The following is a 24880-nucleotide window of genomic DNA, read 5'->3' as shown; positions in this document are numbered from 1 at the left end:
CGGTCGCACCCACGCCACGGTTGGCGGGATCCTGCGGCAACGTGGCACTCGCACCGCCTGCGGGCTCGGGTCGCGTGCCCCAGACTCGTCGTCTGCCACCCGGAGGAGATGCCCGTGCCCCAGCCGACCGCGCGTGACGACGACCTGGCCGACTTCACCCGCCGGGTGATCCCCCTCGAGGGCGCGGACCTCGTCGTGCACGTCGCCGGGGCCGGGCCGGCGGTCGTGGTGATGCCGGAGATGCCGGGCATCAGCCCCGACGTGGCGCGGTTCGCCCGGTGGGTGCGCGACGCCGGCTTCACCGTCTGGCTGCCCTCGCTCTTCGGCGTCGACGGCGCCTGGCCGACGGCCGGGACCGGCGAGCAGGTGATGCGTCGCGCGTGTGTCAGCACGGAGTTCCGCGCCTTCGCCGGTGGCGGCACCAGCCCGATCGTCGACCGTCTCCGCGCGCTGGCCCGCCTTGCCCACGAGGAGTCGGGCGGGCCGGGCGTCGGCGCGGTCGGCATGTGCTTCACCGGCAACTTCGCGCTGACCATGACCCTCGAGCCGTCGGTCGTCGCCGCCGTCGTCAACCACCCCTCCCTGCCGCTCGACGACCCGGCGGGCCTCGAGATCTCGCCCGAGGACGCCGACGCCGTGAGGCGCCGCGTCGAGCGCGACGACCTCGACGTCCTGGGTTACCGGTTCGACACCGACCGCTGGTGCACCGCGGCCCGCTTCGCGGCGTACGAGGCGCTGCTGGGCCCGCGGTGGGACGGGCGTGTGCTGCCCGGCGAGGTTGCGAACCCCGACCCGCCGCCGTTCTTCCGCGACCTGGTCGGGACGCCGCACAGCGTCGTCACCGCGCACCTGGTCGACGAGGCCGGGCACCCGACGCTGCAGGCGCGCGACGAGATCATCGCCTACCTGACCCGGCGGCTGCTGCCGTGAACTCCGGTGACGTGCGGCTGGGGTTCGCCGGGCTCGGGCACATGGGCGAACCGATGGCGGCCAACCTCGTGCGCGCCGGCACCCGCCTGACGGTGTGGAACCGCAGCGAGGAGAAGGCCCGGCGCCTGGAGCAGCAGGGCGCCGTCCGCGCCGCCTCGGTGCACGAGCTCGTCGGGGCGAGCGACGTCGTGCTGATGATGCTGGCCAACGGGGCGGTGATCGACCGGGCCCTGGGCCGCGACGGGTCGCGCTTCGAGGTGCCCGTCGCCGGGCGCACGGTCGTGCACATGGGCACGACCTCGCCGTCGTACTCCCGCTCGCTGGGCGACGACCTGGTGCGCGCCGGGGCGCGGTACGTCGAGGCGCCGGTGTCGGGATCCCGGGTCCCGGCCGAGGCGGGTCAGCTGGTGGCGATGCTCGCCGGCGACCCGGACTCGCTCGACCTGGTCGAGCCGCTGCTCGCGCCGCTGTGCTCCTCGACGTTCCGCTGCGGCGAGGTGCCGGGCGCACTGGAGACCAAGCTCGCCGTGAACGTCTTCCTGATCGCGCTGGTGACCGGCCTGGCCGAGGCATTCCGCTTCGGCGAGGCGGCCGGCATCGACCCGGCGCTGCTCGGGGCGATCCTCGACGCCGGGCCGATGGCGAGCGCGGTCTCGCGGGTCAAGATCGCCAAGCTCCTCGACGGCGACCTCGGGCCGCAGGCGTCGGTGCGCGACGTGCACTACAACAGCCGCCTGATCCTCGAGGCCGCCTCGGAGCGCGGCGCCACCATGCCGCTGCTCACGGTCTGCACCGCGCTCTTCGGCGAGGCGGAGGGGCGAGGCCTCGGGGCCGCCGACATGATCGCCGTCCTCGAGGCCGTCCGCGGGCGCGACGGTGCGCCACCGTCGGGCTGAACCTGCCGTGCTCAGAACCTGCGCCGGTAGCCCTCCGCTGCCGCGATCCGCTCGTGTGCCATCCGCAGCGCGGCCGCGCGCGGCTCGAGACCGTCGGCCTTCATCCGCTCGAGCACCTGGAGCACGTTGCGGCGGACCTTGGTGCTGATCGCCAGCGACGCCTGGTCACGGTTGCCGCCGGCGTACTCGACCGCACCGCAGATCACGCCACCGGCGTTCGCGATCACGTCCGGGATGCAGAGCACGCCGCGCTGGTGGAGCTCGTGCTCGGCCTCCGGGGTGATCGGGAGGTTCGCCCCCTGCAGCACGAAGCGCGTGTGCAGCGTGTCGACGTTCTGCTTGGTGATCACGTCGGCCTGGGCGGCCGGCACGAAGATGTCGCACTCCATCGTCAGCAGGTCGTCGCGCGGAACCTCGGTGCCGAAGGGGAATTCGTGCACCCCCTGCTCACCCTTGAACGCCGCGAGCGCCTCGAGGTCCAGCCCGTCGGGCTGGTAGATCGCGCCGCGGACGTCGGACACGCCGACGACCAGTGCGCCGCGCTCGGCGAGCTGCAGGGCGGCGTGCTTGCCGACCGCGCCGAAACCCTGCACGATCACGCGCGCCCCGCGGACCTCCAGCAGCCCGGCCTCCTCCAGCGCCTCGGCCGTCACGGCGAGCCCGTAGCCCGTCGCACCCAGCTCGTCGAGCGGGATCCCGCCGAGCACCGCCGGCAGCCCGATGGCGCGTCCGATCTCGTCGCGCACCCACGCCATGTCGGTCTCGCAGGTCCCCATGTCCGGGCCCGGCACGTAGTCGGTCAGCCCCCGGATCGCGACCGCGAACGCACGTACGACGCGCTCCCGCTCGGCCACGTCGAGCGGCCGCGGGATCGTGATGCCCGACTTCGCACCGCCGTGCGGCAGCGCCGCCGCGGCGTTCTTGATCGTCATCGCCCGCGCCAGCCGCGCGACCTCTGCGGCGTCCACGGTCGTCGTCATCCGCGTACCGCCGATGCCGACCCCGAGCGCGGTGTTGTCCACGACCACCGTGGCCGTGCACCCCAGCGGCAGCCGCAGGAACACCACCTTCTCGGGCCCCAGGTCGTCAACCGGCCAGAACGCCGTCGCCTCCGCTCCGGCTACCTGTTCGTTGAACGCACCGACAGTCACCCTCGCCACCTCCCTGAGCCGACAAGTCCTCACCATCACCGTGCTCCCGGTGGGTGCCCGGCGGAACGGGACAAGGGCCCGTCCTGGCACGACAGAGGTCCTCTGCCGCTCGTCCGGGACGTTCTGCCGCCTCCGGCCTTGCTGCCAGCGGGGCTGGCCGGCCTCTACTCCCGGACCCGGCCGGTCTCGTAACCCCACATCGCGACCTCCACCCGGTTACGGGCGCCGAGCTTGGCCATGAGGCTGCCGATGTGGGTCTTCACCGTGCTGAGGCTGATGTGCAGCTCCGCGGCGATCTCCGCGTTGGTACGACCCCGCGCGACGGTGAGCAGCACCTGCTCCTCACGTTCGGTGAGCGGCTCGAGGGGCTGGGCGGGGCGAGCTGCCCGACCGGTGCCCGCGAACGTCGACAGCAGCCGGCGGGTGATGCTGGGCGAGATGAGCGAGTCACCCAGGGTGGCCGCCCGGATCGCCTCGCCGAGCAGCTCGGGTCCGGCGTCCTTCAGCAGGAAGCCGGTGGCGCCGGCCGACAGCGCACCGTGCACGTACTCGTCGAGGTCGAAGGTGGTGATCACGACGACCGCGACCGGGTCCTCGACGCCCGGCCCGGCCAGCAGACGGGTCGCTTCGACCCCGTCGAGGACGGGCATCCGGATGTCCATCAGGCACACGTCGGGACGGAGCTCGCGGGCCAGCCGCACCGCCTCCTGCCCGTCCCGCGCCTCCCCCACGACCTCGATGCCGTCCAGGGTGCCGAGGATCAGCCGCAGTCCGGTCCGCACGAGATCCTGGTCGTCGGCGACCAGCACCCGGATGCTCACGCCGGCACCTGCCGCGGGAGTGTCGCGCTGACGGCCCAACCGCGACCGGGGCAGGGGCCTGCCCTGCACGCGCCGCCCAGGAGCAGTGCGCGTTCCACCATCCCGGTGAGCCCGAACCCCCCGTCGAGGGCAGGGTCAGCCGGGCCCGGATCACCGTCGTCGCGGACGACGAGGCTGACCGTCGACTGGTCGCCGGCGACGCGCACGTCGATCAGGGTGGCGTTCCGGGCATGCCGCAGAGCGTTGGTGACCGCCTCCTGAGCGATCCGGAAGACAGCGGCGTCGATCGCCGCCGGCAGGGCGTCGAGGTCCCCCGAGACCGTGACCTCCACCCGCGGTCCGGCAGGCGATGCCCCGGACAGCCGCTGGAGGTCGGCAACACCGGGCTGGGGCGCGTAGTCGGCGGGTGCCTCGTTGCGCAGTACGCGGACCATGGCCCGCATCTCTGCGAGCGTGCGAGTCGCCTCCACCTCGATCACCTCCAGTGCCTCGAGCGGCGACGAGGGGCTGGTCGCCGCGAGCGCGCGCCCTGCCTGTGCATGGACGGCGATGGCCGAGACGTGGTGGGCCACCGTGTCGTGCAGCTCGCGCGCCAACAGGAGCCGCTCCTCCGACTTCACCTGCTCCAGCCTTCGCTCCCCGGCGCCGTGCTGGGAACGCACGGCCCACCCCAGGGCGAGGGCGGACATCAGGACAGCGACGCCGGCGATGGCGTCGGCCGCCCCGGTCCAGCTGACGGAGAGGGCGAGGGTCGCCGGGACCAGGATGATCGCCAGACCGGCCGTCGCCTCTCGCCCGGAGCCCCACCGGAACAGTGCGTAGGGGAACACGAGGAAGTAGACCGTCGTGGACATGTCGAGCGCCGGTTCGCCAGCCGCGATCAGCCCGATGTCGACGGCAAGGGTCACGCCGAAGGCGGTCGCGACCACCGCGAGGGGGTGGGTACGGCGCCACAGCACCAGAGGCGCGAGCCCCACCGTCACCACCGCCGACAGCACCGGGAGCGGCAGGTCCTCACGCAGGACGGCCTCCAGCACCGCGGAGACCGTCACGACCGCCAGCAGCGCCCAGTCCCGCCACACCCGGACCGGTGGGGGCGAGGGCCGGGGTTCCTCCAGCAGGGACCGCAGTGGATTGCTCACCCCCTCAGCGTAGGGAGGGGGCGCCGCCAGGGGACCGGCCGAAAGTCTGACCCGGTCCCAGCCGTTGGCACGACCGGCCCGGAGCCTCACGGCCGATGCCTGGCGACCTCGAGCGGGCGAGGGTTGTCACATGATCACTGTTGAGGCCCTGACCCGGAGGTACGCCGGCTTCACCGCCGTCGACGACGTCTCCTTCACCGCCCTGCCCGGTCGCGTCACCGGCTTCCTCGGCCCGAACGGGGCCGGCAAGTCCACCACGATGCGCGTGATGGTCGGCCTCACCGTCCCGACATCCGGCTCGGCGACCATCAACGGAGTGCGGTTCGCCGACCTCCCCAACCCCGGCCTCGAGGTGGGCGTCCTGCTGGACGCCTCCGCGCAGCACGCCGGTCGCACCGGCCGCGAGATCCTCGCGGTCGCCGCCGCCACGATGGGCCTGCCCGGCTCGCGCGTCGACGAGATGCTCGAGCTCGTGAGCCTGACGCCCACCGAGGCCAGGCGCCGGGTGCGCAACTACTCGCTCGGCATGCGCCAGCGGCTCGGCATCGCCACGGCACTCCTCGGGGACCCCCAGGTGCTGATCCTCGACGAGCCCGCCAACGGACTCGACCCCGCCGGGATCCGGTGGATGCGCGACCTGCTGACGGGCTTCGCCAGCCAGGGCGGCACGGTGCTGCTGTCCTCACACCTGCTCCACGAGATCGAGGTCATCGCCGATGACCTGGTCGTCATCGGCAACGGCAAGATCGTCGCGTCCGGCACCAAGGAAGAGCTCCTCGCCGCGGCAGGGACGCTCGCCCGCTCGACGTCACCGCGCGACCTCGCCCACGCACTCGAGCAGGCCGGGATCCCGAGCACGCTCGCCGGGGACGGCTCGGTCCGCACCGAGGCCGACCCCGCTCGGGTCGGGGCCGTGGCCCTGACCGCCGGCATCGCCCTCACCGAGCTCCGGTCCGCCGAGGGAGCCGGGCTCGAAGACATGTTCCTGTCGCTCACTGCCGACACCCAACGCGAAGGAGCTGCGGCATGACCGCCACGACCGTCCCGCCGACGACCACCACGGAGGTCGCACCGGTCCGCGGGACCGCCCGTCCCGTCCCGACCACTCGGCTCGTCAAGGTCGAGCTGCGCAAGATGTTCGACACCCGCTCGGGATTCTGGATGCTCCTCAGCATCGGAGTCCTGTCGGTCGTCGCGACGGGGGCGGTCATCATCTTCGCTCCTGACAGCGCCGTCACCTACGAGAGCTTCGGGACTGCGATCGGCTTCCCGATGTCGGTGATCCTGCCGATGATCGCGATCCTGGCCGTCACGAGTGAGTGGAGCCAGCGCAGTGGGCTCACGACGTTCACGCTGGTGCCGAGCCGCGGACGTGTGATCGGCGCCAAGGCGATCGCGACCGTGCTGGTGGGCCTCGGCTCGATGGCCGTCGCCTTCGCGGTGGGCGCCGTCGGCAACCTGGTCGGCTCCGCACTCGCCGGCGTCGACACCGTCTGGGACGTGTCGCTGTCGACCGCACCCCAGATCGTGCTCGGAAACCTGGTCGGCATGGCGATCGGCTTCACGCTCGGCGTGGTCCTCAGGGCCTCGGCCGCGGCGATCGTCGGCTACTTCGTGGTCTCGCTCGTGCTGCCCGGCATCCTCGCGCTGCTCGCCATGGTGCGGGAGTGGTTCCTGGACCTGCAGCCGTGGATCGACTGGAACTACACGCAGGTGGAGCTCTTCGAGGGCGCCACGGACACCGGTGAGGAGTGGGCGATGCTCGGATCGACCACGATGATCTGGATCGTCATTCCCCTCGTCGTCGGGCTGCTGTTCCTGCGCCGCTCCGAGGTCAAGTAGCGCGGGGTCGGTCTGTGCGCCCCGAAGGGCGCGCTCTCCTCACCCTCCTACGCGCCGCCACATGGTCGTGACGATGGCGCGGTCCAGGACCGTCTCGAACTGGCCGACCTGGAGGTATCCCTGCCGTTCATAGCGGTGGTTGTTCGCCGGGTTGCTCGACTCCAGGTACGTCGGGATGCCAACCGCGTCCCACCGTGCCAGGTCACCGGCCAGGTGCGCCTGACCGTAGCCATGGCCGGCGAGAGATGGTCTGGTGGCCAGCAGGCTCAGATAGGCGTGTGGAGCTTCGTGCGGGTGGTTCTCGTCGAAGCGATCCCACAGTTCGAACAGGGCCGCTACGTGACTCGCGTCGAGGGCACGCTCGGCCAACGCACGGAGCTCGGACTCCTGCCCCTCAGACAGCTCCGTCCCACCGGGAGGGATCCAGACGGACACTGTGCCAGCGTCTGCGCCGGTGAACACGGTCTCGTAGCGCTGCGCACCCTCGAGGTACAAGCTCCAGTAGGCCCGCAGATCGTCCTCGAGGGCCGTCACACCGCCCAGGGCGGGGCCCCACACCGGGTCATTCCGGAAAGCCCGCATGAGCGTATCCGCCGCGGCGGGAAGATCCTCCGCCGTCGCAGGGCGAACATCCATGCTCCGGCATGCTAGGGCAGGCGAACTGGAACCACTAGTTGTCTCGCCCTGGTTGTCTCGCTGCTGGGGACCGCGCGCACTCCCTGGCTCTGCAGTCGACCTTCGCGGACAGCCTCCTGCCGCCGAGCTGCTGCCCGCCCGCGAGGGCGCTGAGACGATCCCGCGAGTCATCGAGGATCATGAAGCGTGCGCAACAGGTGGCGACGCAGGCTCGACATCGAGCTGGCCCGCCTGCGCACAGACGGGCGCCACGGGGTCCTGTGGTCCCTGCGGGTGACGGTCGCCGCGGTCGCCAGCTATGTGGTGGCGACGCTGCTGTTCCCGGGCACGGAGCCACTGCTGGCCCCGCTGACCGCGATGCTCGTCGTCCAGGTCACGCCGGTGTCGCTCCTGGCCAGCGGCCTCGACCGGGTGGTGGCTGTGGTCACGGGCGTGGCACTGGCCGTGGCCTTCGCTGCCGTCCTCCCGCTCGAGTGGTGGAGCCTGGGCCTGCTGATCTTCGTCTGCCTGGCGATCGGCCAGGTGCTCCGCCTGCGCTCGAACCTCCTCGAGGTCGCGATCAGCGGCATGCTGGTCCTCGGCGTCGGCTCACTGAGTGCGGAGTCGGCCGCCGGGCAACGCATCGCGGAGACGCTGGTGGGTGCGGCCGTGGGCATCGCGGCGAACCTGCTGTTCCCGCCCCGTGTCGCCAGTGCCGACGCCGCGCGGGCCATCGATGGCCTGGCGGACTCGATCAGCGGGTTGCTCGATCACGCCGCTCGGGAGATGTCTGACCTGGGCGAGGGCAGTGACCTCGGGTCGGCGGCACGGGCGTGGCTGGACGAGGCCCGCCGGATCACTCACGAGGACATCCCTCGGGTCGGTTCCGCGCTCCTGCATGCCGAACAGGGGCGCCGTCTCAACGTGCGCGCCGTCGGGAGCCCCGACGTCGGGCCGGGGCTGCGCCAGGGCCTCGAGACGCTGGAGCACTCCGCGCTCTCCATCCGTTCGATGTTCCGCGGGCTGGTGGACGCCACGACCGAGCCGACGTGGCTCGACGACGAGAGCGCCGCGGACGTGGTGGCCGGGCTCGCCCAGACACTGCGTGAGATGGCCGCGGGCATCGATGCGTTCGGACAGCTGGTCCGCAACGAAGCGGGGCCCGTCACGAGCCCGGCCCTGGACGACGTACAGGCTCTCCGCGACGCCCTCGACGGCATGCAGGAAGCGCGAGCCCGGCTCGACGACCTGGCCATGACCGAGAGCGCTCCGGAGCTGCGGGAGCTGCACGCCGTCATGCGGACGACGGTCAAGCGGCTGCTGCGCGAGATGGATCTCGAGCAGCGCGTCCGGCGCCAGGTACAGATGCTGCGCCCCATCCGCCCGCGGCCGGCCTACCTCGGCCGACCCCCGTCGAGACGGAGGCCGGCTCCACCCGAGCCCTCGCCGGACGCGGAGACCCAGCCGCTCCCCCGACTCCCCGACGGCCGTCAGGACCCACCGCGCCGCTGAGCGGAGGCGGCAGCGGCGATCCGGTCGAGGGTCACGGTCATGGTCTCCTCGTTCCGACGTGCACGATCCTTCGTCCCGGTGACGAGCGGCGACAGCCAGGTCACCAGCGCGCCCCGACGGTCCTGCCACAGCTCCGTGACCAGGCATCCGCCCTCGGTCGGCTCGACCTCGTACGCCCACTCGGCCACGCTGAACGGGCCGATCGAGACGTCGAAGGCGAAGCGCCGCGCCGGCTCGCACGCCGTCACCGTGCAGGTGGAGCGCCACGTCTTCGAGCCCCTCTGGTTGGTGCCCCTGAAACGGGCACCCAGGGCGGGTCCCCCGGCCCCGCGCTGCCAGACCGCGTCGGTGGTCTCCGGTGACCACTCGCCCATGCGCGTGATGTCGGCGACGAGACCCCACGCCTCTTCCGGTGTCGCGTCCATGCTTCGTCGGACACGAAGGGCTCCGGGCGACTGACTGCTCACCACAGTGATGCCTCCCATCCGTGCTGGGTCGGAGCCGACGATACGAAGGGACCGGCCCGGGAGACATCACTCGGTCGTGGGATATGTGCTCACGCGGGACATGTCCCAGGAGGGACCCCTGATCGCCCGGACCACGGCCACGGTCAGCCGCGGTCCGGCCGCGTCTGGACCATGGTCGACGTACGACCAGCGCGCACCGCCAGAATGGTCCGGTGACCGCATCGACGAACGACCCCTTGGCCGTGTCCGCGCCGGAGCTCGACCTGTCCGCGCTGCACGACTCCCTGGCCACGTGGTGGGGCCTGGAGGGGGACCTCACCGCCGTGCACGGCGAGCGCGACCGCAACTTCAGGGTCGACACCCCCCGCGGTCGGTACCTGCTCAAGGTGCACAACCCTGCGGACACCGAGGAGGTGCTCGACTTCCAGTACTCGGCGCTGCGCCACATCCGGGCCGTGGCACCCGACGTCCCGGTGCCCGACGTGGTGACGACCCGACAGGGTGCGTGGTCGGTGGCGCTGACCGGGCTCGACGGCCGGCAATCGCTGGCGTGGGTCATGACCTGGCTGGAGGGCCGGCATCCCGATCCGGTGGAGATGGGCCCGACCCACCTGCGGGAGTGGGGGCGCATGTCGGCCCGGCTCGGACAGGCGCTGCGCGGGTTCGTGCATCCCGCCGCGTCCTACCCGATCACCTGGGACGTCCGACGACTCCCGCAGCTGCGGCCCTGGCTCACGGCCGTCGACGAGGCGCGGCGCCCGGCGGTGCAGGCCGTGCTGGACCGGTTCGAGCAGCGGGTCGCGCCGGAGCTGGCGAGGGTGCGCGCCCAGGTCGTGCACAACGACCTCGCCCCCACCAACGTGCTCGTCGACGACACGCTCGCCTTCACCGGGATCACCGACTTCGGGGACATGACCCACACGGCACTGATCTGCGACCTGGGCATCGCCACGGCCGACCTGCTCAGCGGTCTCGACGGTGCGTTCGAGCTCGCGCCCGAGGTGGTGGCCGGTTACGCCGCCACCACGCCGCTGGAGCCGCAGGAGGTCGGTCTCCTCGCCGACCTGATGGCCGGGCGCTACGCCGCCTGCGTCCTGATCACTGCGTGGCGTACCCAGCAGCTGGGCTCCGCGCCGCAGATCGACGAGGAGGCGTACGGCCAGCTCGAGGCCATGCTCGACGTCGGCCTGGACACGCTGACAGCGCGGTTCACCACCGCCCTGGCCACCGGCGGCGCGACCAGCCCGCCCTACCGCGGGCTGCCCTACCGTCGTCGGCCCACCACCGAGCTGCTCCGTGCGCGCTCGCAGGTGCTGGGCGGCCTGGAGGTCAGCTACGCCGAGCCCGTGCACCTCGTGGGCGGCCGGGGGGTGCTCCTCGAGGGGGCGGACGGGCGCCACTACCTCGATGCCTACAACAACGTGCCGGTGCTGGGGCACTCCCACCCGGCGGTCGTGGACGCCGTCTGCTCGCAGCTGGCCACGCTGAACACCAACAGCCGCTACCTGCAGGAGGCTCCGGTCGAGCTGGCTGAGCGGCTGCTGTCCACCCTCCCGGCGCGGTTCGACCGCGTCCTGCTCGTGAACTCCGGCAGCGAGGCGAACGACCTGGCGTGGCGGATCGCGCGGCACGCGACCGGCGCCACGGGCGGCATCGTCACCTCGTGGGCATACCACGGCGTCACGGAGGCGACGTTCGCGTTCTCCCCGGAGAGCTGGGGCGACAGTCCGTCCCCGCCGCACATGCGGCTGGTGGAGCCTCCGCCTGCCGCACCCGCTGCGGTGGCGTCGGCGGTGGAGAGCCTCGCGGCCAGCGGCCACGGCGTGGCGGCGATGCTGGTCGACGGCGTGTTCACCAGCGACGGCATCCGTGGGCCGGCTCACGAGTGGACCGCCGCCGCCGCGGCGGCAGTGCACACAGCGGGCGGGCTGTACGTCGCGGACGAGGTGCAGGCCGGGCACGGGCGGACCGGCGACGCCCTGTGGAGCTTCATGGCCGGCGAGGTGCCGGCTGACCTGGTGACCCTGGGCAAGCCCATGGGGAACGGCTACCCGGTCGCCGCCGTCTGCGGTCCCGCGGAGCTGGTGGACCCCTTCATCGCGGACACCGACTACTTCAGCACGTTCGGCGGCGGCACCGCGGCGTGCGCCGCAGCGGTCGCCGTGCTGCGGGCCATCGAGGAGGAGCACGTGGTCGCCCGCGTCGCGGCCACCGGGGCGCGACTCCTCACGGCGTTGCGTGGTGTCGCGAGCGAGGAGCCGCAGGTGGGCGACGTACGTGGCTGGGGACTCGCCGTCGGCGTGGACATCGTGGACCCGGCCTCGGGTCGTCCCGACCCCGCACGCACCGGCAGGATCGTCGAGGGCATGCGGGAGCGAGGTGTGCTGATCGGTCGTACCGGACAAGACCGGGCGAGCCTGAAGATCCGGCCGCCCCTGGTCTTCGGCGACGAGCACGCCGATCAGCTCATCGAGGCGCTGACCAGCACCCTCCACTCCCTGCGCTGACCCTGCCTGCGCAGGGCCAGCGGACGACGCGCGCTGGTGGCCGATCAGCCCATCCGGATCATCTTCCGGTTGACGAACTCCTCGATGCCGAACCGGCCGAGCTCGCGGCCGAGACCCGACCTCTTCACGCCGCCGAACGGCAGCTCCACGCCGTCGGCGTCGACCAGGTTGACGAACACCATGCCCGCCTCGATCTGGCCCGCCACCCGCTCGGCCTGCTCGGGGTCGTTGGTGAACACGTAGGAGCCGAGGCCGAACGGCGTGTCGTTGGCGAGCTGGATCGCCTCGGCCTCGTCCTTGGCCTTGAACACCATCGCCACCGGCCCGAACAGCTCCTGGTAGAAGGTGTCGCTGTCGCGGCTGACGCCGGTCAGCACGCCGGAGGGAACGTGTGCCCCTTCGCGCTCGCCCTCGGCCGCGACCAGCGTGGCTCCGTCGGCCTTCGCGCGCTCGATCTGCTCCATGAGCCGGTCCGCCGCGAGCTCCGAGGAGAGGGGCGCGCGGCCCGCGGCGAGGATGCCGGCGGTGAACTTGTCGACGAACTCGTCGTAGAGGTCCTCGGTGACGATGAAGCGCTTGCCCGCGTTGCACGCCTGACCGGTGTTGCCGAGCCGGGCGGCCAGGGCCGCCTCGACCGTCGCGTCCATGTCGTCGGTGCCGAGCACCAGGAACGGGTCGGAGCCGCCGAGCTCGAGCACGACCTTCTTCAGGTTCCGGCCGGCGACCTCGGCCACCGCCGCACCCGCCCGCTCCGAGCCGGTGACCGAGACGCCCTGGACGCGCGGGTCGGCGATGATGTCGGCGGCCTGCTCGTTGCTGGCGTAGATGTTGACGTAGGCGCCGTCCGGGAAGCCGGCGTCGGTGAAGATCTGCTCGATGAACGCCGACGACGAGGGGCACTGCGGCGCGTGCTTGAGCAGGATCGTGTTGCCCAGGCACAGGTTCGGGCCGGCGAACCGGGCCACCTGGTAGGCCGGGAAATTCCACGGCATGATCCCGAGCAGCACGCCGACCGGCTCGCGGTGGATCCGGGCCGTGCCCTCCCCGGCGAGCAGCGTGATCTCCTCGTCCTTGAGGAACTCCTCGGCGTTGTCGGCGTAGTACTCGTAGATCGCGGCGCTGAACTCGACCTCGCCGACGGCCTCCTCGCGAGGCTTGCCCATCTCCTCGACGATGAGGTCGGCGAGCTCCTCGGTGCGCTCCGTGTGGAGCTCGGCCACGCGCCGTACCAGGGCGGCGCGCTCGGCGACCGAGGTCCGGCGGCCCCACTCCTGGTAGGCGGCCTGCGCGCGGTCGATGGCGCTGGCGATGTCGGCGTCGGTGGCGGTGTCGTACTTGCGGACCAGCTCACCCGTGGCGGGGTTGCGGACGGCGTACTCGGTCATGGGTGGATCTCCTGGGGGCGAAGAGAGGTGTCGGTACGAGTCAACGTTGCGACGCCTTCGATCGCAAGAGGTAGAGGCCGGGCGGATCGTGGACCTGCGTCATTCCGCCGCCCGCGTCCTGCCCCTTTCGGTAGGGCGACCGTAGCAATGTCGGACCATCCCGCAACGCGACCGCTGCCCGTCACGCAAGGATCCGGCGTCTAGCCCGGGGGCGGCGTCTCCGGCAGCACCATGGCCAGGCTGAACCACACCGGCAATGCTGAGCACTTCGTCGCGATCGTCAGCTGCGAATGCGCACGGAGGCTCACCTCCGCCCCCGTCGCCACGTGGCTCCGTGCCCGAGGAGCAGGTTCATGTCCACCTTCGTCATCGTCCCCGGAGCCTGGGACGCCCCGGCGTCCATGGAGCCGGTCATCGGACCCCTGGAAGCGGAAGGCCACGACGTGGTCGTCGTCGATCTGCCGTGCGAGAAGGCTGACGCGACCCTGGAGGAGTACGCGGACGCCGTGCGCGCCGTGCTTCCCGACGACGTGGAGCAGGTCGTGCTGGTCGGTTACTCGTTCGGGGGGTTCACCGCGTCCAGGATCGCCGTCGACCACCCCGACGTGCCGGTGGTCTACGTCGCGGCCTGGATCCCGCGAGATGGTTCCTCGGTGCTCGACCTCTTCGCGGGCGGCGATCCGTTCGAGGCCGGCGAGGAAGCTGGGATCGCCGCCTTCGACGGACTGATCCTCAGCGCCGGCCCGGGCCGGTGCGCACTGAACATCGACCTGTACGTCGCCGCGGCCGAGCATGCCGAGCGGGACGCAGCACGGAGCTACCTGGAGCGGACGCAACGTCCGCAGGGCATCACCGCGTTGCGCCAGAAGTGGTGCGGGGACCTACCAGCCTCTCGCCGCCGCACGTACGTCCTGACGACCGCCGACACGCTGGTGCCGCCAGAGGCGCAACGGGTGATGGCAGCGTCGGTGGGCGCCGACATCGTCGAGATCGCCTCGGACCACGGGATCTTCCGCGAGCATCCCGCGCGTCTCGCCGAGCTGTTGATCGCCGCCTCCCGCTGACCTGCCCCCGTCAGCACCGGGCAGACGTCGAGGTGCAGGAGATGCTCGCGAGATCGTCTGAGACTCGTGCGTCGTCCAGGACGCATCACCCCTCTGAATCGATCACTCCGCGCATCTTCAGGCCCGTGAGGACCAGCACCAGCGCCCCCGTCAGGATGCCGAGCGTGGTCAGCACGGACTGCTCGTTGTTGCTGAACCAGGAGAACTCGTACCAACCAGACTTGGGGATGGTGGCCGCAGCCACCAACGCGACCACGAACCCGATGAGGGAGCGACCCGCGAGGCGCCCTGCCAGCTTCTTCGACCAGTTCGTGCCCTCATCCAGCGAGAAGGCGCCCGCCCAGACGAAGACGATCACGGTTGCTGCGGTGACGATGACCATCCCCCAGAAGTTGCTCTGGAGGCCGGTCCATGCCGTGAGGAGGGCCCCGTAGCTGACCAGGAAGTCACCGGGAATCCACGGCGTCAAGGACTTCTGGATGTCGCCTCTCGTCTTCTTGAGCTTGGATGATGCGTCTTCCTGAGCTGCCCTGACGGCCTCGGGCTGGGCCCCGGCCGCGAGATCTGCGGGCGGTGCGGTGGATGCCAGTAGAGCCGCGTTCTTGCCGAGCGACACGAGTGCCATGTCTCCCCCGTTCAACACTGTTGGCACTGAGGGTCCTCGCCGTCGCGACGGTCTTCAAGTGCCGGGCGGCGGCCTCACTGGGGTACCGGCTCCACACCATCTCGACGGCGGCCTCCGGCAGCAAGGGCCCGGGCGGCGGTGACCGGATCCAGGCGACGATGGTCTTCGAGAGGATCACGTGGTCGCACCCGAGCCCGCTGGTGTAGTTGTCCCGCCTCGATCCCTGACCCGGGCGCTCACGAGGACTAACGTGAGTCCTGGAGGCAGCCGTGCAACAGGCTCACGCCGGGTGCACCGGGTCGGGTTGTCACCGAGATTCGGTGTCTGCGACGGAGGTGCGACGGTGCGTCAGTCCGCTGTCGAGTTCATGGAGTGGCTGACGGCACGCACGCCCGGCCAGGCGGAGTTCCACCAGGCGGTGTCCGAGGTGGTGTCGTCGGTCTGGCCGGTGCTGGAGCGCAAGCCGGTGTACGCCGGCATGCGGGTCCTCGAGCGGATGACCGAGCCGGAGCGGGTGATCTCGTTCCGGGTGCCGTGGATCGACGACCGCGGCGAGATCCAGGTCAACCGGGGCTACCGGGTCGAGATGAACAGTGCGATCGGCCCGTACAAGGGCGGCCTGCGGTTCCGGGCGGACGTCGACCTGAGCACCCTCAAGTTCCTGGCCTTCGAGCAGACGCTCAAGAACGCGCTGACCACCCTCCCCCTCGGCGGCGGCAAGGGCGGGTCCGACTTCGACCCCAAGGGCCGCAGCGACGGCGAGGTCATGCGCTTCTGCCAGGCCTTCATGAGCGAGCTCTACCGGCACATCGGCGGCCGCACCGACGTCCCTGCCGGCGACATCGGGGTCGGCGCCCGCGAGATCGGCTTCCTGTTCGGCCAGTACAAGCGGCTCGCCAACGAGTTCGCCGGCGTCCTCACGGGCAAGGGCCCGGCCTGGGGCGGCAGCTTCATCCGGCCCGAGGCGACCGGCTACGGCGTCGTCTACTTCGCCGAGCAGATGCTCAAGACGCGCGACGAGAGCATCTACCGCAAGGGCTGCCTGATCTCCGGGTCCGGCAACGTCGCGCAGTACGCCGCCGAGAACGTCATCCGGCTGGGCGGCAGGGTGCTGACCATGTCGGACTCCTCCGGCTTCGTCCACGACCCCGACGGGATCGACGAGGAGAAGCTGGCCTGGCTCATCGAGCTCAAGGAGGTGCGGCGCGGCCGGATCTCGGAGTACGCCGAGCACTTCGGCTGCGCCTTCCACGCGGGCCAGCGCCCGTGGGCGGTCAAGGACGCGCAGGTCGCGCTGCCGTGCGCCTCCCAGAACGAGCTCACCGAGCAGGAGGCCAAGACGCTGCTGGCCAACGGCGTGCACGTCGTCGCCGAGGGCGCCAACATGCCGTGCGAGCCCGGCGCCGTACGCCAGTTCATCGAGGCCGGGATCCTGTTCGGCCCCGGCAAGGCCGCCAACGCCGGCGGCGTGGCCGTGAGCGGGCTGGAGATGGTGCAGAACGCCACCTTCTCGACCTGGGCCCGCGAGCAGGTGGACGACCGCCTGCTGGGGATCATGGTCGACATCCACCACAGCTGCGTCCGGGCGGCCGCCGAGTACGGCGCGCCCGGCAACTACGTCGCCGGCGCCAACATCGCCGGATTCGAGAAGGTCGCCTCGGCCATGCTGGCCCAGGGCGTCGTCTAGGGAGGACGCTGACATGACGCGCAAGAGGGTCGCCTACTTCGACGGGACCGACTCCAAGCTGTTGACCGCCCTGGTGTGCGACGGCTACGACACGGTCCCCGTCTCGAACGGCCGCGACAACCACGGCCACCACGTCCGGCTCATCAACGACAAGAACCGCGTCGACCTGCTGATCGGGTACGTCCACAAGATCATCGCCCCGGACGGCGCCGCCCGCGAGAAGAACGACGTGGTCGCCAAGGACCTCTTCCACATCTGCCGCATCCTCGAGATCCCGCTCCTGCTGGAGATCCCCGAGGCTCTGCAACCCAGGGCCATCGAGCTGCTCGACCACCCGCCGGACATCGTCAAGCTGGTCGACCCGGCCGACACGCTCGAGGTCGCTCGCGCCCTGCTCGCCGACGACTGAGCGGCAGTTCCGCGACCCCGCTCGAGCTCGGGAGTGCTAGCGCCTGCCCCGACCGAACATGCGGCCCAGCCGGTCACCCATCGACCTCGGCGGCTTGACGTCGATCACGGTCGACGCCTCGGGCTCCGGGAGTCCGGCCGCCTGCTCCGCGGAGAGCGTCGTGCGCACGTGGCTGGTCCAGATCGAGTCGACCTGGTCGGCGTCGACGAACCGCGCGCCGTCCGCCGTCCGGACGACGATGCCGTCGAACACCGAGACCTTCTCGTCGACGAGCACGGCCTCGACCGTGGCGAACGGCTGCCCGTCACTCGTCTGCACTGCCGTGCCCGGCTGCAACGCGGTGTAGGCGATGGGGTGGTCGTCGGTCTCGGGCATGGGCCAACTCTACGGCGGCTCGTTGATGATCTCGCCGCGCTCGTCGGAGAGCAGCGCCGCCAGCCGGTCGCGCCACGCCTGCAGCGCCTCGGGGGTCAGTCGTGGCCAGTCGGTCACCTCGCCGACGACCCTGAGCGGCTTCGTGCTGCGGTAGGAACGGGTGGGGTTGCCGGGGAACTTCTTGTCCGTCACGTTGGGGTCGTCCTCGAACTCGCCGATCGGCTCGACGGCGTACACGCGCGGAGTGCCCTCCCCCGCGGCGAGCTCCGCGGCGAGGCCGGCGCCATCGGGCAGCGCGGTGAAGTAGATGTGGTTCATGACGACCTCAGGCCGGTAGTTGGACCGGTAGCCGGCCGTGAGCAGGTCGCCGACCCGCAGGTCGGCCTTCGTGCCGTGGAAGAACGGCCCCTCGTCCAGCACGTCGGTCACCGCCACAGCCTAGGTCGACCTGGCGCCGTCCGGGTCTGACCGTGCCCGCGGCAGGTACGGACGAGTGACGCACCTCCTTCCGCGCACGATCGCCATGCAGCCGGGATCGCGCGACACTGGGGGGAGAACCCCGACGCGAGGAGGGCAGGGCCATGGAGTCGAGCTCGTCCCCGTCCGATCTGGTCCTCCTGGACGAGCTGCGGCGACGGCGTGGGGAGCTGCGCGAGTCGATGGATGCGCTCGAGGGTGCCCTGGCCTGGCCGGCCAGGGTCGACCCGGTGCGGTGGGCGGAACGTGTCCACGTCGCCCTGGTCGAGCTCTCCGGGGACTTCCGTGAGCACATCGAGATCACCGAGGGACCCGAGGGGATCCACGGCGACCTGGTCGCGTCCTCGCCCCGGCTGTCCGGGCCGGTCGAGAGCCTCACCCGCGAGCACGACGTGATCCGCCGACATCTCGACGGGCTGCTGGCCCGCGTGGCTCTGCCCGACGCCGGCGAGGACGTCGACCGGGTGCGTGACCTCGGTACGGCTCTCCTGGGCCGGCTCGTCCGGCACCGCCAGCGGGGTGCCGACCTCGTCTTCGAGGCCTACGAGTACGACATCGGCGGCGAGACCTGAGCCCTCGCAGGTCAGGAGGTCGGGGTGAACGTGACGCTCCGGACCATCCTCGTCATGCGGTTCGTGGTCGGGTCGTCGCACTTCTCGCAGAAGGCCTGGAGGACGGTGCGTTGTCCGTCGACGTCGACGATCCACCAGTCACCGACGTACCCGGGAGCCATGTTGTTGTTGGTGCCGGAGTTGCCGGGCAGCCCCAGCTGGGCGTCCACGCACTTCGAGGCGTCATAGGACGGCGGGAGCCTCAGCTCGAGGTACCGGCCGTCAGCGCCACCGACCTCGACCGTCCGGGGCTGGGTGGCGCTGTAGGGCCGCTGGTTGGCGATCGCGCGCACCAGGGGGTCGACTCCTGCGCGCGGGGCCGTCAGGTAGTGAGGGCCGTGGCACGGGTCGTCCGGGACGCCGTAGGTCTCGCCCGCCGTCTCGAGCTTGAGGAAGGAGTCGTCCAGCTTCACGTACAACCCGTCACCGAACAGGACCGCGGTCTGCGGCAGGTCGATGTCGAGGGCGAGGGTGTCGCTGAGCGCGATCCGGTAGCGGCCCGCCTGGTCGATGGCGATGTCGTCGTTCGCGTCGGGGCTGGGCAGCGGCAGGACACCGGCGGGCAGGGCGACCTCGGACGTGCTCGGGATCGAGCTCCCGGCAGCGACCTGCGTCGAGGACGCGGCGACCGCCGGGCTGCTGGCGTCGGCGTCGTCCTCGGAGCACGACGACAGCACTGCTGCCGCCGCCGCGAGGGCGACCGTGGAGTGGAGGATCCGGTTTCGTCGTGACATCAGCGTTGCTCCTCAGGAGTCGGAGGTGGGCTCCGAGTCGCCCCTCGTCCCCTGTAGGAGTCATGAGCACCGCGAAAGGTTCAGGCCGGCCCTCCTGGACCGCACTGCCGCGGCGGCCGAGCCGGCTACCGGCTGAGCACCACGTCGCAGTCGGTGAACTCCGGCGGACCGTCCAGGACGTCACCCAGCATGGCGCGGATGGGCTGGAGACCTGCCTGGCGCCGAGGATCCTTCTCGCGGATCCGTGCCTTCTCCTCGCTCTCGAAGACGACCACGACGAACAGCTCCGTCGGGTCGGACTGGCTGCGCAGGACCAACGTCTGCTGGAGACCGGAGTCCTCCGGCTCGATGGCGCGCAGCCGGTCGAAGACCTCCAGGACCTCGGCCTCGTTCCCCGGATGGGTGCTGAGCCTCTGCACCTGTGCCCACATGGTTGATCGCCTCCGCATCGGATCGTCCCGCTCACGAGCAGGGCAGGTGCTCGGAGGCTAGACAGGTCCCGGAGGCCGCGCCACCAGCCGGACGAGGTGGGCTGCTCCAGTGCCGTGGGCCACGACACGGCCGGAGCGGGAAGATGCCCACCTCGCTGCCGGTTGTCAGCGGGTGATGTCCGACGACGAGAGAGAACCCGTGACCACCCCCAGCCACGCACCGCGTCCAGCCGCACCCCGCGAGGTCCGCCTCGTCTCCCGCCCGGTCGGTTGGCCGACGCACGACGACTTCGAGCTGGTCGCGAGCGAGGTCCCCGAGCTCGCCGAGGGGCAGGTCCGGGTGCGCAACGTGGTCATGTCGGTGGACCCCTACATGCGCGGCCGGATGAGCGCCGCCACGTCGTACGCCGCGCCGTACGAGCTGGGCGAGGCGATGCAGGGCGGCGCGGTCGGCGTCGTCGAGGAGTCGCGCGCCGACGGGATCACCGTCGGCGACCACGTCCTGCACGGTCTCGGCTGGCGCGAGGTCGCCGTCCTTGACGGCTCAGCCGTCCGCGTGGTCGACGTGACCGCCGCCCCGGCCTCGGCGTACCTCGGCATCCTCGGGATGACGGGGCTCACCGCGTATGCGGGACTCACCCGGGTCGCGGCCCTGCAGGAGGGTGACACCGTCTTCGTGTCCGGTGCCGCGGGGGCGGTCGGTGGAGCCGTCGGCCAGGTCGCCAGGGCGCTCGGCGCCTCACGGGTGATCGGCAGCGCCGGCACCCCCGAGAAGGTCCGCCACGTCGTGGAGGACCTCGGCTTCGACGCGGCCTTCAACTACAAGGACGGGCCGGTCTCGGCCCAGCTGCGGGAGGCCGCACCGGACGGCATCGACGTCTACTTCGACAACGTCGGCGGGGAGCACCTCGAAGCCGCGATCGGCTCGCTGCGGCTCCACGGCCGGGTGGCGGTCTGCGGGATGATCTCGGTCTACAACGACACCGAGCCGGCGCCCGGCCCACGCAACCTCGCGCGCCTCATCCAGACCCGGGGCCGCATCGAGGGCTTCCTGGTCGGTGACCACTACGACCTGGCCCGCGAGTACGCCGGGAAGGCGGCCGGCTGGCTCGCCGACGGCACGATCTCACTGCGGGAGACCTCGGTCGACGGGATCGAGCACGCCGTCGACGCCTTCCTCGGTGTCCTCCGGGGGGAGAACACCGGGAAGATGGTCGTCGGCCTCTGAGGACCGGTCAGGCCGTGGGGTACGCCGAGACGCTGGCGGGCGCGGTGATGGTCTCCTCGGCCGGCATCAGGATCCAGAGCACGGGGTAGATCAGGAACTGGCTGCCGGGCAGGACCATCAGCAGCAGCACGAACAGCAGCCGCGAGACCCACGGCGTGAGGCCGAAGCGGCGGCCGACGCCGGCGCACACGCCGCCGAGCACCCGGCCGTCCCGGGGGCGGATGAGGCCCTGCTGGGCGAAGCTGGAGCGGACGTCGTTCATGGTGATCCTCCGATGGATGAGGTGATGGCTCCAGCCTGCGCCGAGCGGCGGCCGCGCACCATCGGGATCAGCCCCGGTCCTACCCCGAGATCGGGCCCGGGACTCCTTGGACGAGCGTGGTTTCATCGCGACATGACCGACGAAAACCCCCGCCTGCCCGACCACGCCCTGGAGCTCCGCGAGGGCGCCACCATCCCGCTCCTCGGCTTCGGCACCTGGCAGATCAAGGGTGACGACGCGGTGCGCGCGACCTCGACGGCCCTCGAGGCCGGCTACCGCCACCTCGACACGGCCACGGTCTACGGCAACGAGGGCGAGGTCGGTCGCGCGCTGGCCGGGAGCGGGGTGCCGCGCGACGACGTCTTCGTCACGACCAAGTGCCCGGGCAACGGGGGCGGCCATGAGCTCGACACCCTGCGGCAGAGCCTCGAGCTGTTGCAGACCGACCACGTCGACCTGTGGCTCGTCCACTGGCCCGACGAGGGCACGGACGCCGTGGCCATGTGGCAGGCGTTCGTGGAGGCCCGCGAGGCGGGTCTCACCCGCGAGATCGGCGTGAGCAACTTCGACGTCTCCCTCGTCGACGAGGTCACCCGGGCGACCGGCGTCGCCCCCGCGGTCAACCAGATCGAGTGGAGCCCGCTGCTCTTCGACCCCGAGACGCTGGCCGGGCACCGGGGGCGCGAGGTCGCGCTCGAGGGCTACAGCGCCCTGCGCGGAGGCACGCTCGAGCACCCGGCGATCGTCGGGATCGCGGAGCGGCTGGGACGTACGCCGGCCCAGGTCATCATCCGCTGGCACCTGCAGCACGAGGTGATCGTCATCCCCAAGTCGGTGAACGCCGAGCGCATCCGGTCGAACGCCGACGTCGGCGGGTTCGAGCTGACCGACGACGACATGGCGACCCTCGACGCCCTCGGCGGCCGCTGACCTGCCACGTCCGACGCTCAGCGGTCGAGGTCGGCCAGCACCGTCCCGATCGTGTCGATGCTCTCGGCGGTGATGGGGTCGAGCACGAGCTGGAGGTGGGTCGCGCCGGCGGCCGCCAGGCCGCGCACGTGGTCGCCGAGGTCGTCGGGCGTGACCGTGGTGACGCCCGCGTCGTAGGTCTCCCCCATCAGCCTGCCCCGCCCCTCGGGGAGCGTGACCAGCACGGCAGCGGTCGCTGCGACGGATCGGCCCTCGGGCATGGCCGCGTCGACGTCGGCCTTCACCCCGGCGAACGTCTCGACCGCGTTGTCGTAGATGCTCCACCACACGTTCCACGCGTCGACGACAGGCAGCCCGATGCCGAGCATGCGCGGGCTGTTGGACCCCAGCATGATCGGCGGCCCACCCTCGCGGACCGGTTGCGGGTCGAGCACGCAGTCCTCGACGTCGTAGAACTCGCCGTGGAACGTCGTCCGCCCCTCGCGCAGCAGCGGCGCGATGATCGCCAGCGCCTCCTCGAAGCGCGAGACCCGCCGGTCGTAGGGGAAGCCGAAGGCGTCGAACTCCCGCCGGTTCCAGCCCGCCCCGAGCCCCACGATCAGCCGTCCCCCGGAGATCGCGTCCACCGTCGCGGCCTGCTTGGCCAGCATCGCCGGCGCGTGGAAGCCCGTCGACGCGACGAGCGGTCCGATCTCCACGCGCTCGGTCGCCGCGGCGACGGCGGCCAGCGTCGTCCAGGCCTCGTAGGGGCCGCGGGTCGACCCGTCCGGGAGGTCGTAGACCAGGTGGTCACCCACCCAGACCGAGTCGAAGCCGGCCGACTCCGCCCGGCGCGCCAGGTCGAGGTACTCCGGCCAGGGCACGAACCTCTCCACCTCGGGCAGCTGGACACCGACCTTGCAGGGGCGCGTCATGGCCCCAACCTAGACATCGTCACGACCCGGAGCGGTCTCAGCCCGGCTCCGACGCGCGGGACCGGTTGAGGTCGGCCCGACGCTGCAGGACGGCACGCTCGCCCTCGTTCCTGGTGCGGGCGGCCGCCGCGGTGAACGCAGCGGCGGCCGCGACGTGCTGCCCCGCCCGCTCGAGCAGGTCACCGCGCACGCTCGGCACCAGCGGTGAGTCGCCGAGCGCTTCCTCGTCGATCGCCTCCAGCACGGCGAGCCCCGCGTCCGGGCCGTACGCCCGTCCGTGCGCGACGGCCCGGTTGACCTCGACGACCGGTCCCGGGGCGGCGCCGGCGAGGACGTCGTAGAGGGACGCGATCCGGCGCCAGTCGGTGTCCTCGGCGCGCGCGGCCCGTGCGTGCTGGGCGGCGATCGAGGCCTGCAGGAAGTACTTCCCCACGGGTTTGCCGCCCGCGGCGAGCACCTCGGCGCGGCGCAGCGCGGCCAGCCCGCGACGGACGAGCAGCTGGTCCCAGCGCGTCCGGTCCTGCGCCTCCAGCAGCACCGGCGCGCCGTCCTCGTCGAGCCGGGCACCGAGGCGCGAGCCCTGCAGCTCCAGGAGCGCCTGCAGCCCCAGCACCTCGGGCTCGTCGGGCGCGAGGTCGGCCAGCATGCGCGCCAGCCGCATGGCCTCGTGCGCCAGGTCGGGGCGCATCCAGTCGTCACCGGCGGTAGCGGTGTAGCCCTCGTTGAAGATCAGGTAGATCACCGCCATCACGTCGTCGAGGCGACGGGTGCGGTCGGCCCCCGTGGGCAGCTCGAACTCGGCGTGCGCCTCGCTCAGCGTCTTCTTGGCCCGCGAGATGCGCTGGCCCATCGTGGACTCGCTGGCCAGGAAGCCGCGGGCGATCTCGGCGGTGGTCAGTCCCCCGACCAGGCGCAGCGTCAGCGCGGCGCGCGACTCGGCGGTCAGGGAGGGGTGGCACGACAGGAAGATGAGCCGCAGGACGTCGTCCTCGATGTGGTCGACCTGGGCGTCGAGGTCGGGCATCTGCTCCTCCTCGCCCGTGCCGGCACGTTCGAGCTCCGCCACCTTGCGGCGCAGGTTGTCGGCGCGGCGGAAGTGGTCGACGCCGCGCCGCTTGGCCGTGGTCATCAGCCACGCGCCGGGGTTCTCCGGTACGCCGGTGGCCGGCCACTGCTCGAGCGCGGCCACCAGCGCGTCCTGCGCGAGGTCCTCGGCGAGCTCCACGTCGCGCGTCATCCGGGTGAGCGCGCCGACGAGGCGGGCCGACTCGGCCCGCCACGCGGCGACGATCGCTGCGGTCGGGTCGACGTGGTCGCGACGGGCGCGACCGACGTCCCCGTCCTTGCTCGACTCGGCCGGCACGCGGCCAGCGTAGTGAGCGCCGGTCAGGCGCCGGGCGCCTCCGGACCCGTGGAGATCTGGCGCAGGGTCGAGATCACGGTGACCTCGGGCCAGTACTTCGCGTGCAGCTCGGCGAACTCGCGCTGGTCCGCGACGGCGTCCTCGAGCGAGTCGTACTGCATGATCGCCCAGCCGCCGACGACCTCCTTGGCCTCGGCGTAGGGGCCGTCCACCCGGCTGACCTCGCCCTGGCGGACCACGAAGTTCACGGCGTCCTCGGTGCCGTGGAGCCCGCCTCCGTCGAGGAACACGCCCTTGGCGGCCTGCTCGCCGATGTAGGCGTCCATCGCCTCGAACAGCTCCTGCGGCGGCGTGCCCACGCCCTCTTCCATCCTCACGAATCCCATGAAACGCGGCATCTCGATCACTCCTGGTGGTTGCTGGGGAGTTGCTTGGTCGCACGTACGTCGAACGGTCGCCAGGGTCTTCGACATCGGCGTCCCGACTTCTTTTCCGGAACCCG

At 71.6% G+C, this 24880-nt stretch carries 28 protein-coding genes; 13 read left to right on the top strand and 15 right to left on the bottom strand.

What is annotated here, in order from left to right; all coding sequences use genetic code 11:
- Nucleotides 1-114: 114 nt before the first annotated feature.
- Both ACFPGP_RS01710 and ACFPGP_RS01705 read left to right on the top strand, forming a co-directional pair.
- Entirely contained in the window at nucleotides 115-930 is an 816-nt protein-coding gene (locus ACFPGP_RS01710) for a dienelactone hydrolase family protein (RefSeq protein WP_378586019.1), read from the top strand.
- Entirely contained in the window at nucleotides 927-1826 is a 900-nt protein-coding gene (locus ACFPGP_RS01705) for an NAD(P)-dependent oxidoreductase (RefSeq protein ID WP_378586017.1), read from the top strand. Before ACFPGP_RS01710 ends, ACFPGP_RS01705 begins: the two co-directional genes overlap by 4 nt.
- An 11-nt stretch (nucleotides 1827-1837) precedes the next feature.
- Here ACFPGP_RS01705 and ACFPGP_RS01700 read toward each other — a convergent pair whose 3' ends face one another.
- The 3 genes from ACFPGP_RS01700 to ACFPGP_RS01690 form a co-directional block, all read right to left on the bottom strand.
- On the bottom strand, nucleotides 1838-2977 hold the full coding sequence (locus tag ACFPGP_RS01700) for a Glu/Leu/Phe/Val family dehydrogenase (RefSeq protein WP_378586014.1): 1140 nt from the start codon (nucleotides 2975-2977) through the stop codon (nucleotides 1838-1840).
- A 164-nt stretch (nucleotides 2978-3141) separates the two neighbouring features.
- Nucleotides 3142-3798, bottom strand: coding sequence for a response regulator (locus tag ACFPGP_RS01695; RefSeq protein ID WP_378586012.1), 657 nt, complete (start codon nucleotides 3796-3798; stop codon nucleotides 3142-3144).
- Nucleotides 3795-4940, bottom strand: a complete 1146-nt coding sequence (locus ACFPGP_RS01690) for a sensor histidine kinase (protein ID WP_378586009.1) — start codon at nucleotides 4938-4940, stop codon at nucleotides 3795-3797. Before ACFPGP_RS01690 ends, ACFPGP_RS01695 begins: the two co-directional genes overlap by 4 nt.
- 130 nt (nucleotides 4941-5070) lie before the next feature.
- On the opposite strand from ACFPGP_RS01690, the gene ACFPGP_RS01685 reads away from it, so the two are divergent.
- Nucleotides 5071-5970, top strand: a complete 900-nt coding sequence (locus ACFPGP_RS01685; RefSeq protein WP_378586007.1) for an ABC transporter ATP-binding protein — start codon at nucleotides 5071-5073, stop codon at nucleotides 5968-5970.
- A complete protein-coding gene (locus ACFPGP_RS01680) occupies nucleotides 5967-6782 on the top strand; it encodes an ABC-2 transporter permease (protein ID WP_378586004.1) in 816 nt (271 codons plus the stop codon). The genes ACFPGP_RS01685 and ACFPGP_RS01680 overlap by 4 nt, the downstream gene beginning before the upstream one ends.
- A gap of 39 nt (nucleotides 6783-6821) precedes the next feature.
- Here the strand turns inward: ACFPGP_RS01680 and ACFPGP_RS01675 are convergent, their stop codons facing one another.
- On the bottom strand, nucleotides 6822-7418 hold the full coding sequence (locus tag ACFPGP_RS01675) for a GNAT family N-acetyltransferase (RefSeq protein WP_378586001.1): 597 nt from the start codon (nucleotides 7416-7418) through the stop codon (nucleotides 6822-6824).
- A gap of 186 nt (nucleotides 7419-7604) precedes the next feature.
- Here ACFPGP_RS01675 and ACFPGP_RS01670 point away from each other — a divergent pair, with 186 nt between their 5' ends.
- The gene (locus ACFPGP_RS01670; RefSeq protein WP_378585999.1) at nucleotides 7605-8909 is read left to right on the top strand and encodes an FUSC family protein; all 1305 of its coding nucleotides are present in this window, start codon (nucleotides 7605-7607) and stop codon (nucleotides 8907-8909) included.
- On the opposite strand, the gene ACFPGP_RS01665 is transcribed toward ACFPGP_RS01670, so the two are convergent.
- Nucleotides 8888-9394 carry an SRPBCC family protein gene (locus ACFPGP_RS01665; RefSeq protein ID WP_378585996.1) on the bottom strand — a complete coding sequence of 169 codons (507 nt, stop codon included), beginning with the start codon at nucleotides 9392-9394 and terminating at the stop codon, nucleotides 8888-8890. The two genes, ACFPGP_RS01670 and ACFPGP_RS01665, sit on opposite strands and share 22 nt — an antisense overlap.
- A 194-nt stretch (nucleotides 9395-9588) precedes the next feature.
- Here ACFPGP_RS01665 and ACFPGP_RS01660 point away from each other — a divergent pair, with 194 nt between their 5' ends.
- The gene (locus tag ACFPGP_RS01660) at nucleotides 9589-11883 is read left to right on the top strand and encodes an aminotransferase class III-fold pyridoxal phosphate-dependent enzyme (protein WP_378585994.1); all 2295 of its coding nucleotides are present in this window, start codon (nucleotides 9589-9591) and stop codon (nucleotides 11881-11883) included.
- Nucleotides 11884-11927: 44 nt separating this feature from the next.
- On the opposite strand, the gene ACFPGP_RS01655 is transcribed toward ACFPGP_RS01660, so the two are convergent.
- On the bottom strand, nucleotides 11928-13268 hold the full coding sequence (locus tag ACFPGP_RS01655) for an NAD-dependent succinate-semialdehyde dehydrogenase (RefSeq protein WP_378585992.1): 1341 nt from the start codon (nucleotides 13266-13268) through the stop codon (nucleotides 11928-11930).
- Nucleotides 13269-13621: 353 nt separating this feature from the next.
- Here ACFPGP_RS01655 and ACFPGP_RS01650 point away from each other — a divergent pair, with 353 nt between their 5' ends.
- Nucleotides 13622-14332: an alpha/beta fold hydrolase gene (locus ACFPGP_RS01650; RefSeq protein WP_378585989.1), complete on the top strand. Its 711-nt coding sequence runs from the start codon at nucleotides 13622-13624 to the stop codon at nucleotides 14330-14332.
- An 85-nt stretch (nucleotides 14333-14417) separates the two neighbouring features.
- On the opposite strand, the gene ACFPGP_RS01645 is transcribed toward ACFPGP_RS01650, so the two are convergent.
- Complete coding sequence (locus ACFPGP_RS01645; RefSeq protein ID WP_378585986.1) at nucleotides 14418-14957, bottom strand: hypothetical protein; 540 nt, start codon at nucleotides 14955-14957, stop codon at nucleotides 14418-14420.
- Nucleotides 14958-14977: 20 nt separating this feature from the next.
- Between ACFPGP_RS01645 and ACFPGP_RS01640 the strand changes: the two genes are divergently transcribed.
- From ACFPGP_RS01640 to ACFPGP_RS01630, 3 genes are all read left to right on the top strand, one after another.
- Nucleotides 14978-15163, top strand: a complete 186-nt coding sequence (locus ACFPGP_RS01640) for a hypothetical protein (RefSeq protein WP_378585983.1) — start codon at nucleotides 14978-14980, stop codon at nucleotides 15161-15163.
- Between the two features lie 137 nt (nucleotides 15164-15300).
- Entirely contained in the window at nucleotides 15301-16644 is a 1344-nt protein-coding gene (gene gdhA / locus ACFPGP_RS01635) for an NADP-specific glutamate dehydrogenase (protein WP_378585981.1), read from the top strand.
- Nucleotides 16645-16657: 13 nt separating this feature from the next.
- Nucleotides 16658-17053: a hypothetical protein gene (locus ACFPGP_RS01630; RefSeq protein WP_378585978.1), complete on the top strand. Its 396-nt coding sequence runs from the start codon at nucleotides 16658-16660 to the stop codon at nucleotides 17051-17053.
- Nucleotides 17054-17089: 36 nt separating this feature from the next.
- Here ACFPGP_RS01630 and ACFPGP_RS01625 read toward each other — a convergent pair whose 3' ends face one another.
- Complete coding sequence (locus ACFPGP_RS01625) at nucleotides 17090-17428, bottom strand: hypothetical protein (RefSeq protein ID WP_378585975.1); 339 nt, start codon at nucleotides 17426-17428, stop codon at nucleotides 17090-17092.
- A gap of 9 nt (nucleotides 17429-17437) precedes the next feature.
- On the bottom strand, nucleotides 17438-17857 hold the full coding sequence (gene arr / locus ACFPGP_RS01620; RefSeq protein ID WP_378585972.1) for an NAD(+)--rifampin ADP-ribosyltransferase: 420 nt from the start codon (nucleotides 17855-17857) through the stop codon (nucleotides 17438-17440).
- Between the two features lie 152 nt (nucleotides 17858-18009).
- Here arr and ACFPGP_RS01615 point away from each other — a divergent pair, with 152 nt between their 5' ends.
- A complete protein-coding gene (locus ACFPGP_RS01615; RefSeq protein ID WP_378585969.1) occupies nucleotides 18010-18477 on the top strand; it encodes a hemerythrin domain-containing protein in 468 nt (155 codons plus the stop codon).
- Between the two features lie 11 nt (nucleotides 18478-18488).
- Here the strand turns inward: ACFPGP_RS01615 and ACFPGP_RS01610 are convergent, their stop codons facing one another.
- Both ACFPGP_RS01610 and ACFPGP_RS01605 read right to left on the bottom strand, forming a co-directional pair.
- Nucleotides 18489-19250, bottom strand: coding sequence for a hypothetical protein (locus ACFPGP_RS01610; RefSeq protein WP_378585966.1), 762 nt, complete (start codon nucleotides 19248-19250; stop codon nucleotides 18489-18491).
- A gap of 125 nt (nucleotides 19251-19375) precedes the next feature.
- The gene (locus tag ACFPGP_RS01605; protein ID WP_378585963.1) at nucleotides 19376-19681 is read right to left on the bottom strand and encodes an antibiotic biosynthesis monooxygenase family protein; all 306 of its coding nucleotides are present in this window, start codon (nucleotides 19679-19681) and stop codon (nucleotides 19376-19378) included.
- Nucleotides 19682-19880: 199 nt separating this feature from the next.
- Between ACFPGP_RS01605 and ACFPGP_RS01600 the strand changes: the two genes are divergently transcribed.
- Nucleotides 19881-20909: an NADP-dependent oxidoreductase gene (locus ACFPGP_RS01600; RefSeq protein WP_378585960.1), complete on the top strand. Its 1029-nt coding sequence runs from the start codon at nucleotides 19881-19883 to the stop codon at nucleotides 20907-20909.
- 7 nt (nucleotides 20910-20916) lie between these two features.
- Here ACFPGP_RS01600 and ACFPGP_RS01595 read toward each other — a convergent pair whose 3' ends face one another.
- Nucleotides 20917-21171, bottom strand: coding sequence for a PspC domain-containing protein (locus ACFPGP_RS01595; RefSeq protein ID WP_378585957.1), 255 nt, complete (start codon nucleotides 21169-21171; stop codon nucleotides 20917-20919).
- A gap of 132 nt (nucleotides 21172-21303) precedes the next feature.
- Between ACFPGP_RS01595 and ACFPGP_RS01590 the strand changes: the two genes are divergently transcribed.
- Complete coding sequence (locus ACFPGP_RS01590) at nucleotides 21304-22101, top strand: aldo/keto reductase (protein ID WP_378585954.1); 798 nt, start codon at nucleotides 21304-21306, stop codon at nucleotides 22099-22101.
- A 17-nt stretch (nucleotides 22102-22118) separates the two neighbouring features.
- Here the strand turns inward: ACFPGP_RS01590 and ACFPGP_RS01585 are convergent, their stop codons facing one another.
- The 3 genes from ACFPGP_RS01585 to ACFPGP_RS01575 are packed head-to-tail and all read right to left on the bottom strand — an operon-like array spanning nucleotide 22119 to nucleotide 24749.
- Nucleotides 22119-23015 (bottom strand): LLM class flavin-dependent oxidoreductase, encoded by an 897-nt coding sequence (locus ACFPGP_RS01585; protein ID WP_378585952.1) that lies wholly within the window; start codon nucleotides 23013-23015, stop codon nucleotides 22119-22121.
- Between the two features lie 37 nt (nucleotides 23016-23052).
- On the bottom strand, nucleotides 23053-24378 hold the full coding sequence (locus ACFPGP_RS01580) for an RNA polymerase sigma factor (protein ID WP_378585949.1): 1326 nt from the start codon (nucleotides 24376-24378) through the stop codon (nucleotides 23053-23055).
- Between the two features lie 23 nt (nucleotides 24379-24401).
- Entirely contained in the window at nucleotides 24402-24749 is a 348-nt protein-coding gene (locus tag ACFPGP_RS01575; protein WP_378586386.1) for a YciI family protein, read from the bottom strand.
- Nucleotides 24750-24880 lie beyond the last annotated feature (131 nt).

The organism is Nocardioides taihuensis, from assembly GCF_042657275.1.
Lineage (GTDB): Bacteria > Actinomycetota > Actinomycetes > Propionibacteriales > Nocardioidaceae > Nocardioides > Nocardioides taihuensis.
The sequence above is the reverse complement of the archived record's forward strand: the minus strand, read 5'-3'. Positions and strand labels throughout refer to the sequence as shown.

What these genes read in the sequence shown, in the direction of transcription:
- ACFPGP_RS01685 (WP_378586007.1), top strand. Translation starts at nt 5,071, where the DNA reads ATGATCACTGTTGAGGCCCTGACCCGGAGGTACGCCGGCTTCACCGCC.
- ACFPGP_RS01680 (WP_378586004.1), top strand. Translation starts at nt 5,967, where the DNA reads ATGACCGCCACGACCGTCCCGCCGACGACCACCACGGAGGTCGCACCG.
- ACFPGP_RS01675 (WP_378586001.1), bottom strand. Translation starts at nt 7,418, where the DNA reads ATGGATGTTCGCCCTGCGACGGCGGAGGATCTTCCCGCCGCGGCGGAT.
- ACFPGP_RS01665 (WP_378585996.1), bottom strand. Translation starts at nt 9,394, where the DNA reads ATGGGAGGCATCACTGTGGTGAGCAGTCAGTCGCCCGGAGCCCTTCGT.
- ACFPGP_RS01655 (WP_378585992.1), bottom strand. Translation starts at nt 13,268, where the DNA reads ATGACCGAGTACGCCGTCCGCAACCCCGCCACGGGTGAGCTGGTCCGC.
- ACFPGP_RS01650 (WP_378585989.1), top strand. Translation starts at nt 13,622, where the DNA reads ATGTCCACCTTCGTCATCGTCCCCGGAGCCTGGGACGCCCCGGCGTCC.
- ACFPGP_RS01645 (WP_378585986.1), bottom strand. Translation starts at nt 14,957, where the DNA reads ATGGCACTCGTGTCGCTCGGCAAGAACGCGGCTCTACTGGCATCCACC.
- ACFPGP_RS01630 (WP_378585978.1), top strand. Translation starts at nt 16,658, where the DNA reads ATGACGCGCAAGAGGGTCGCCTACTTCGACGGGACCGACTCCAAGCTG.
- ACFPGP_RS01625 (WP_378585975.1), bottom strand. Translation starts at nt 17,428, where the DNA reads ATGCCCGAGACCGACGACCACCCCATCGCCTACACCGCGTTGCAGCCG.
- ACFPGP_RS01615 (WP_378585969.1), top strand. Translation starts at nt 18,010, where the DNA reads ATGGAGTCGAGCTCGTCCCCGTCCGATCTGGTCCTCCTGGACGAGCTG.
- ACFPGP_RS01610 (WP_378585966.1), bottom strand. Translation starts at nt 19,250, where the DNA reads ATGTCACGACGAAACCGGATCCTCCACTCCACGGTCGCCCTCGCGGCG.
- ACFPGP_RS01605 (WP_378585963.1), bottom strand. Translation starts at nt 19,681, where the DNA reads ATGTGGGCACAGGTGCAGAGGCTCAGCACCCATCCGGGGAACGAGGCC.
- ACFPGP_RS01595 (WP_378585957.1), bottom strand. Translation starts at nt 21,171, where the DNA reads ATGAACGACGTCCGCTCCAGCTTCGCCCAGCAGGGCCTCATCCGCCCC.
- ACFPGP_RS01590 (WP_378585954.1), top strand. Translation starts at nt 21,304, where the DNA reads ATGACCGACGAAAACCCCCGCCTGCCCGACCACGCCCTGGAGCTCCGC.
- ACFPGP_RS01585 (WP_378585952.1), bottom strand. Translation starts at nt 23,015, where the DNA reads ATGACGCGCCCCTGCAAGGTCGGTGTCCAGCTGCCCGAGGTGGAGAGG.
- ACFPGP_RS01575 (WP_378586386.1), bottom strand. Translation starts at nt 24,749, where the DNA reads ATGGAAGAGGGCGTGGGCACGCCGCCGCAGGAGCTGTTCGAGGCGATG.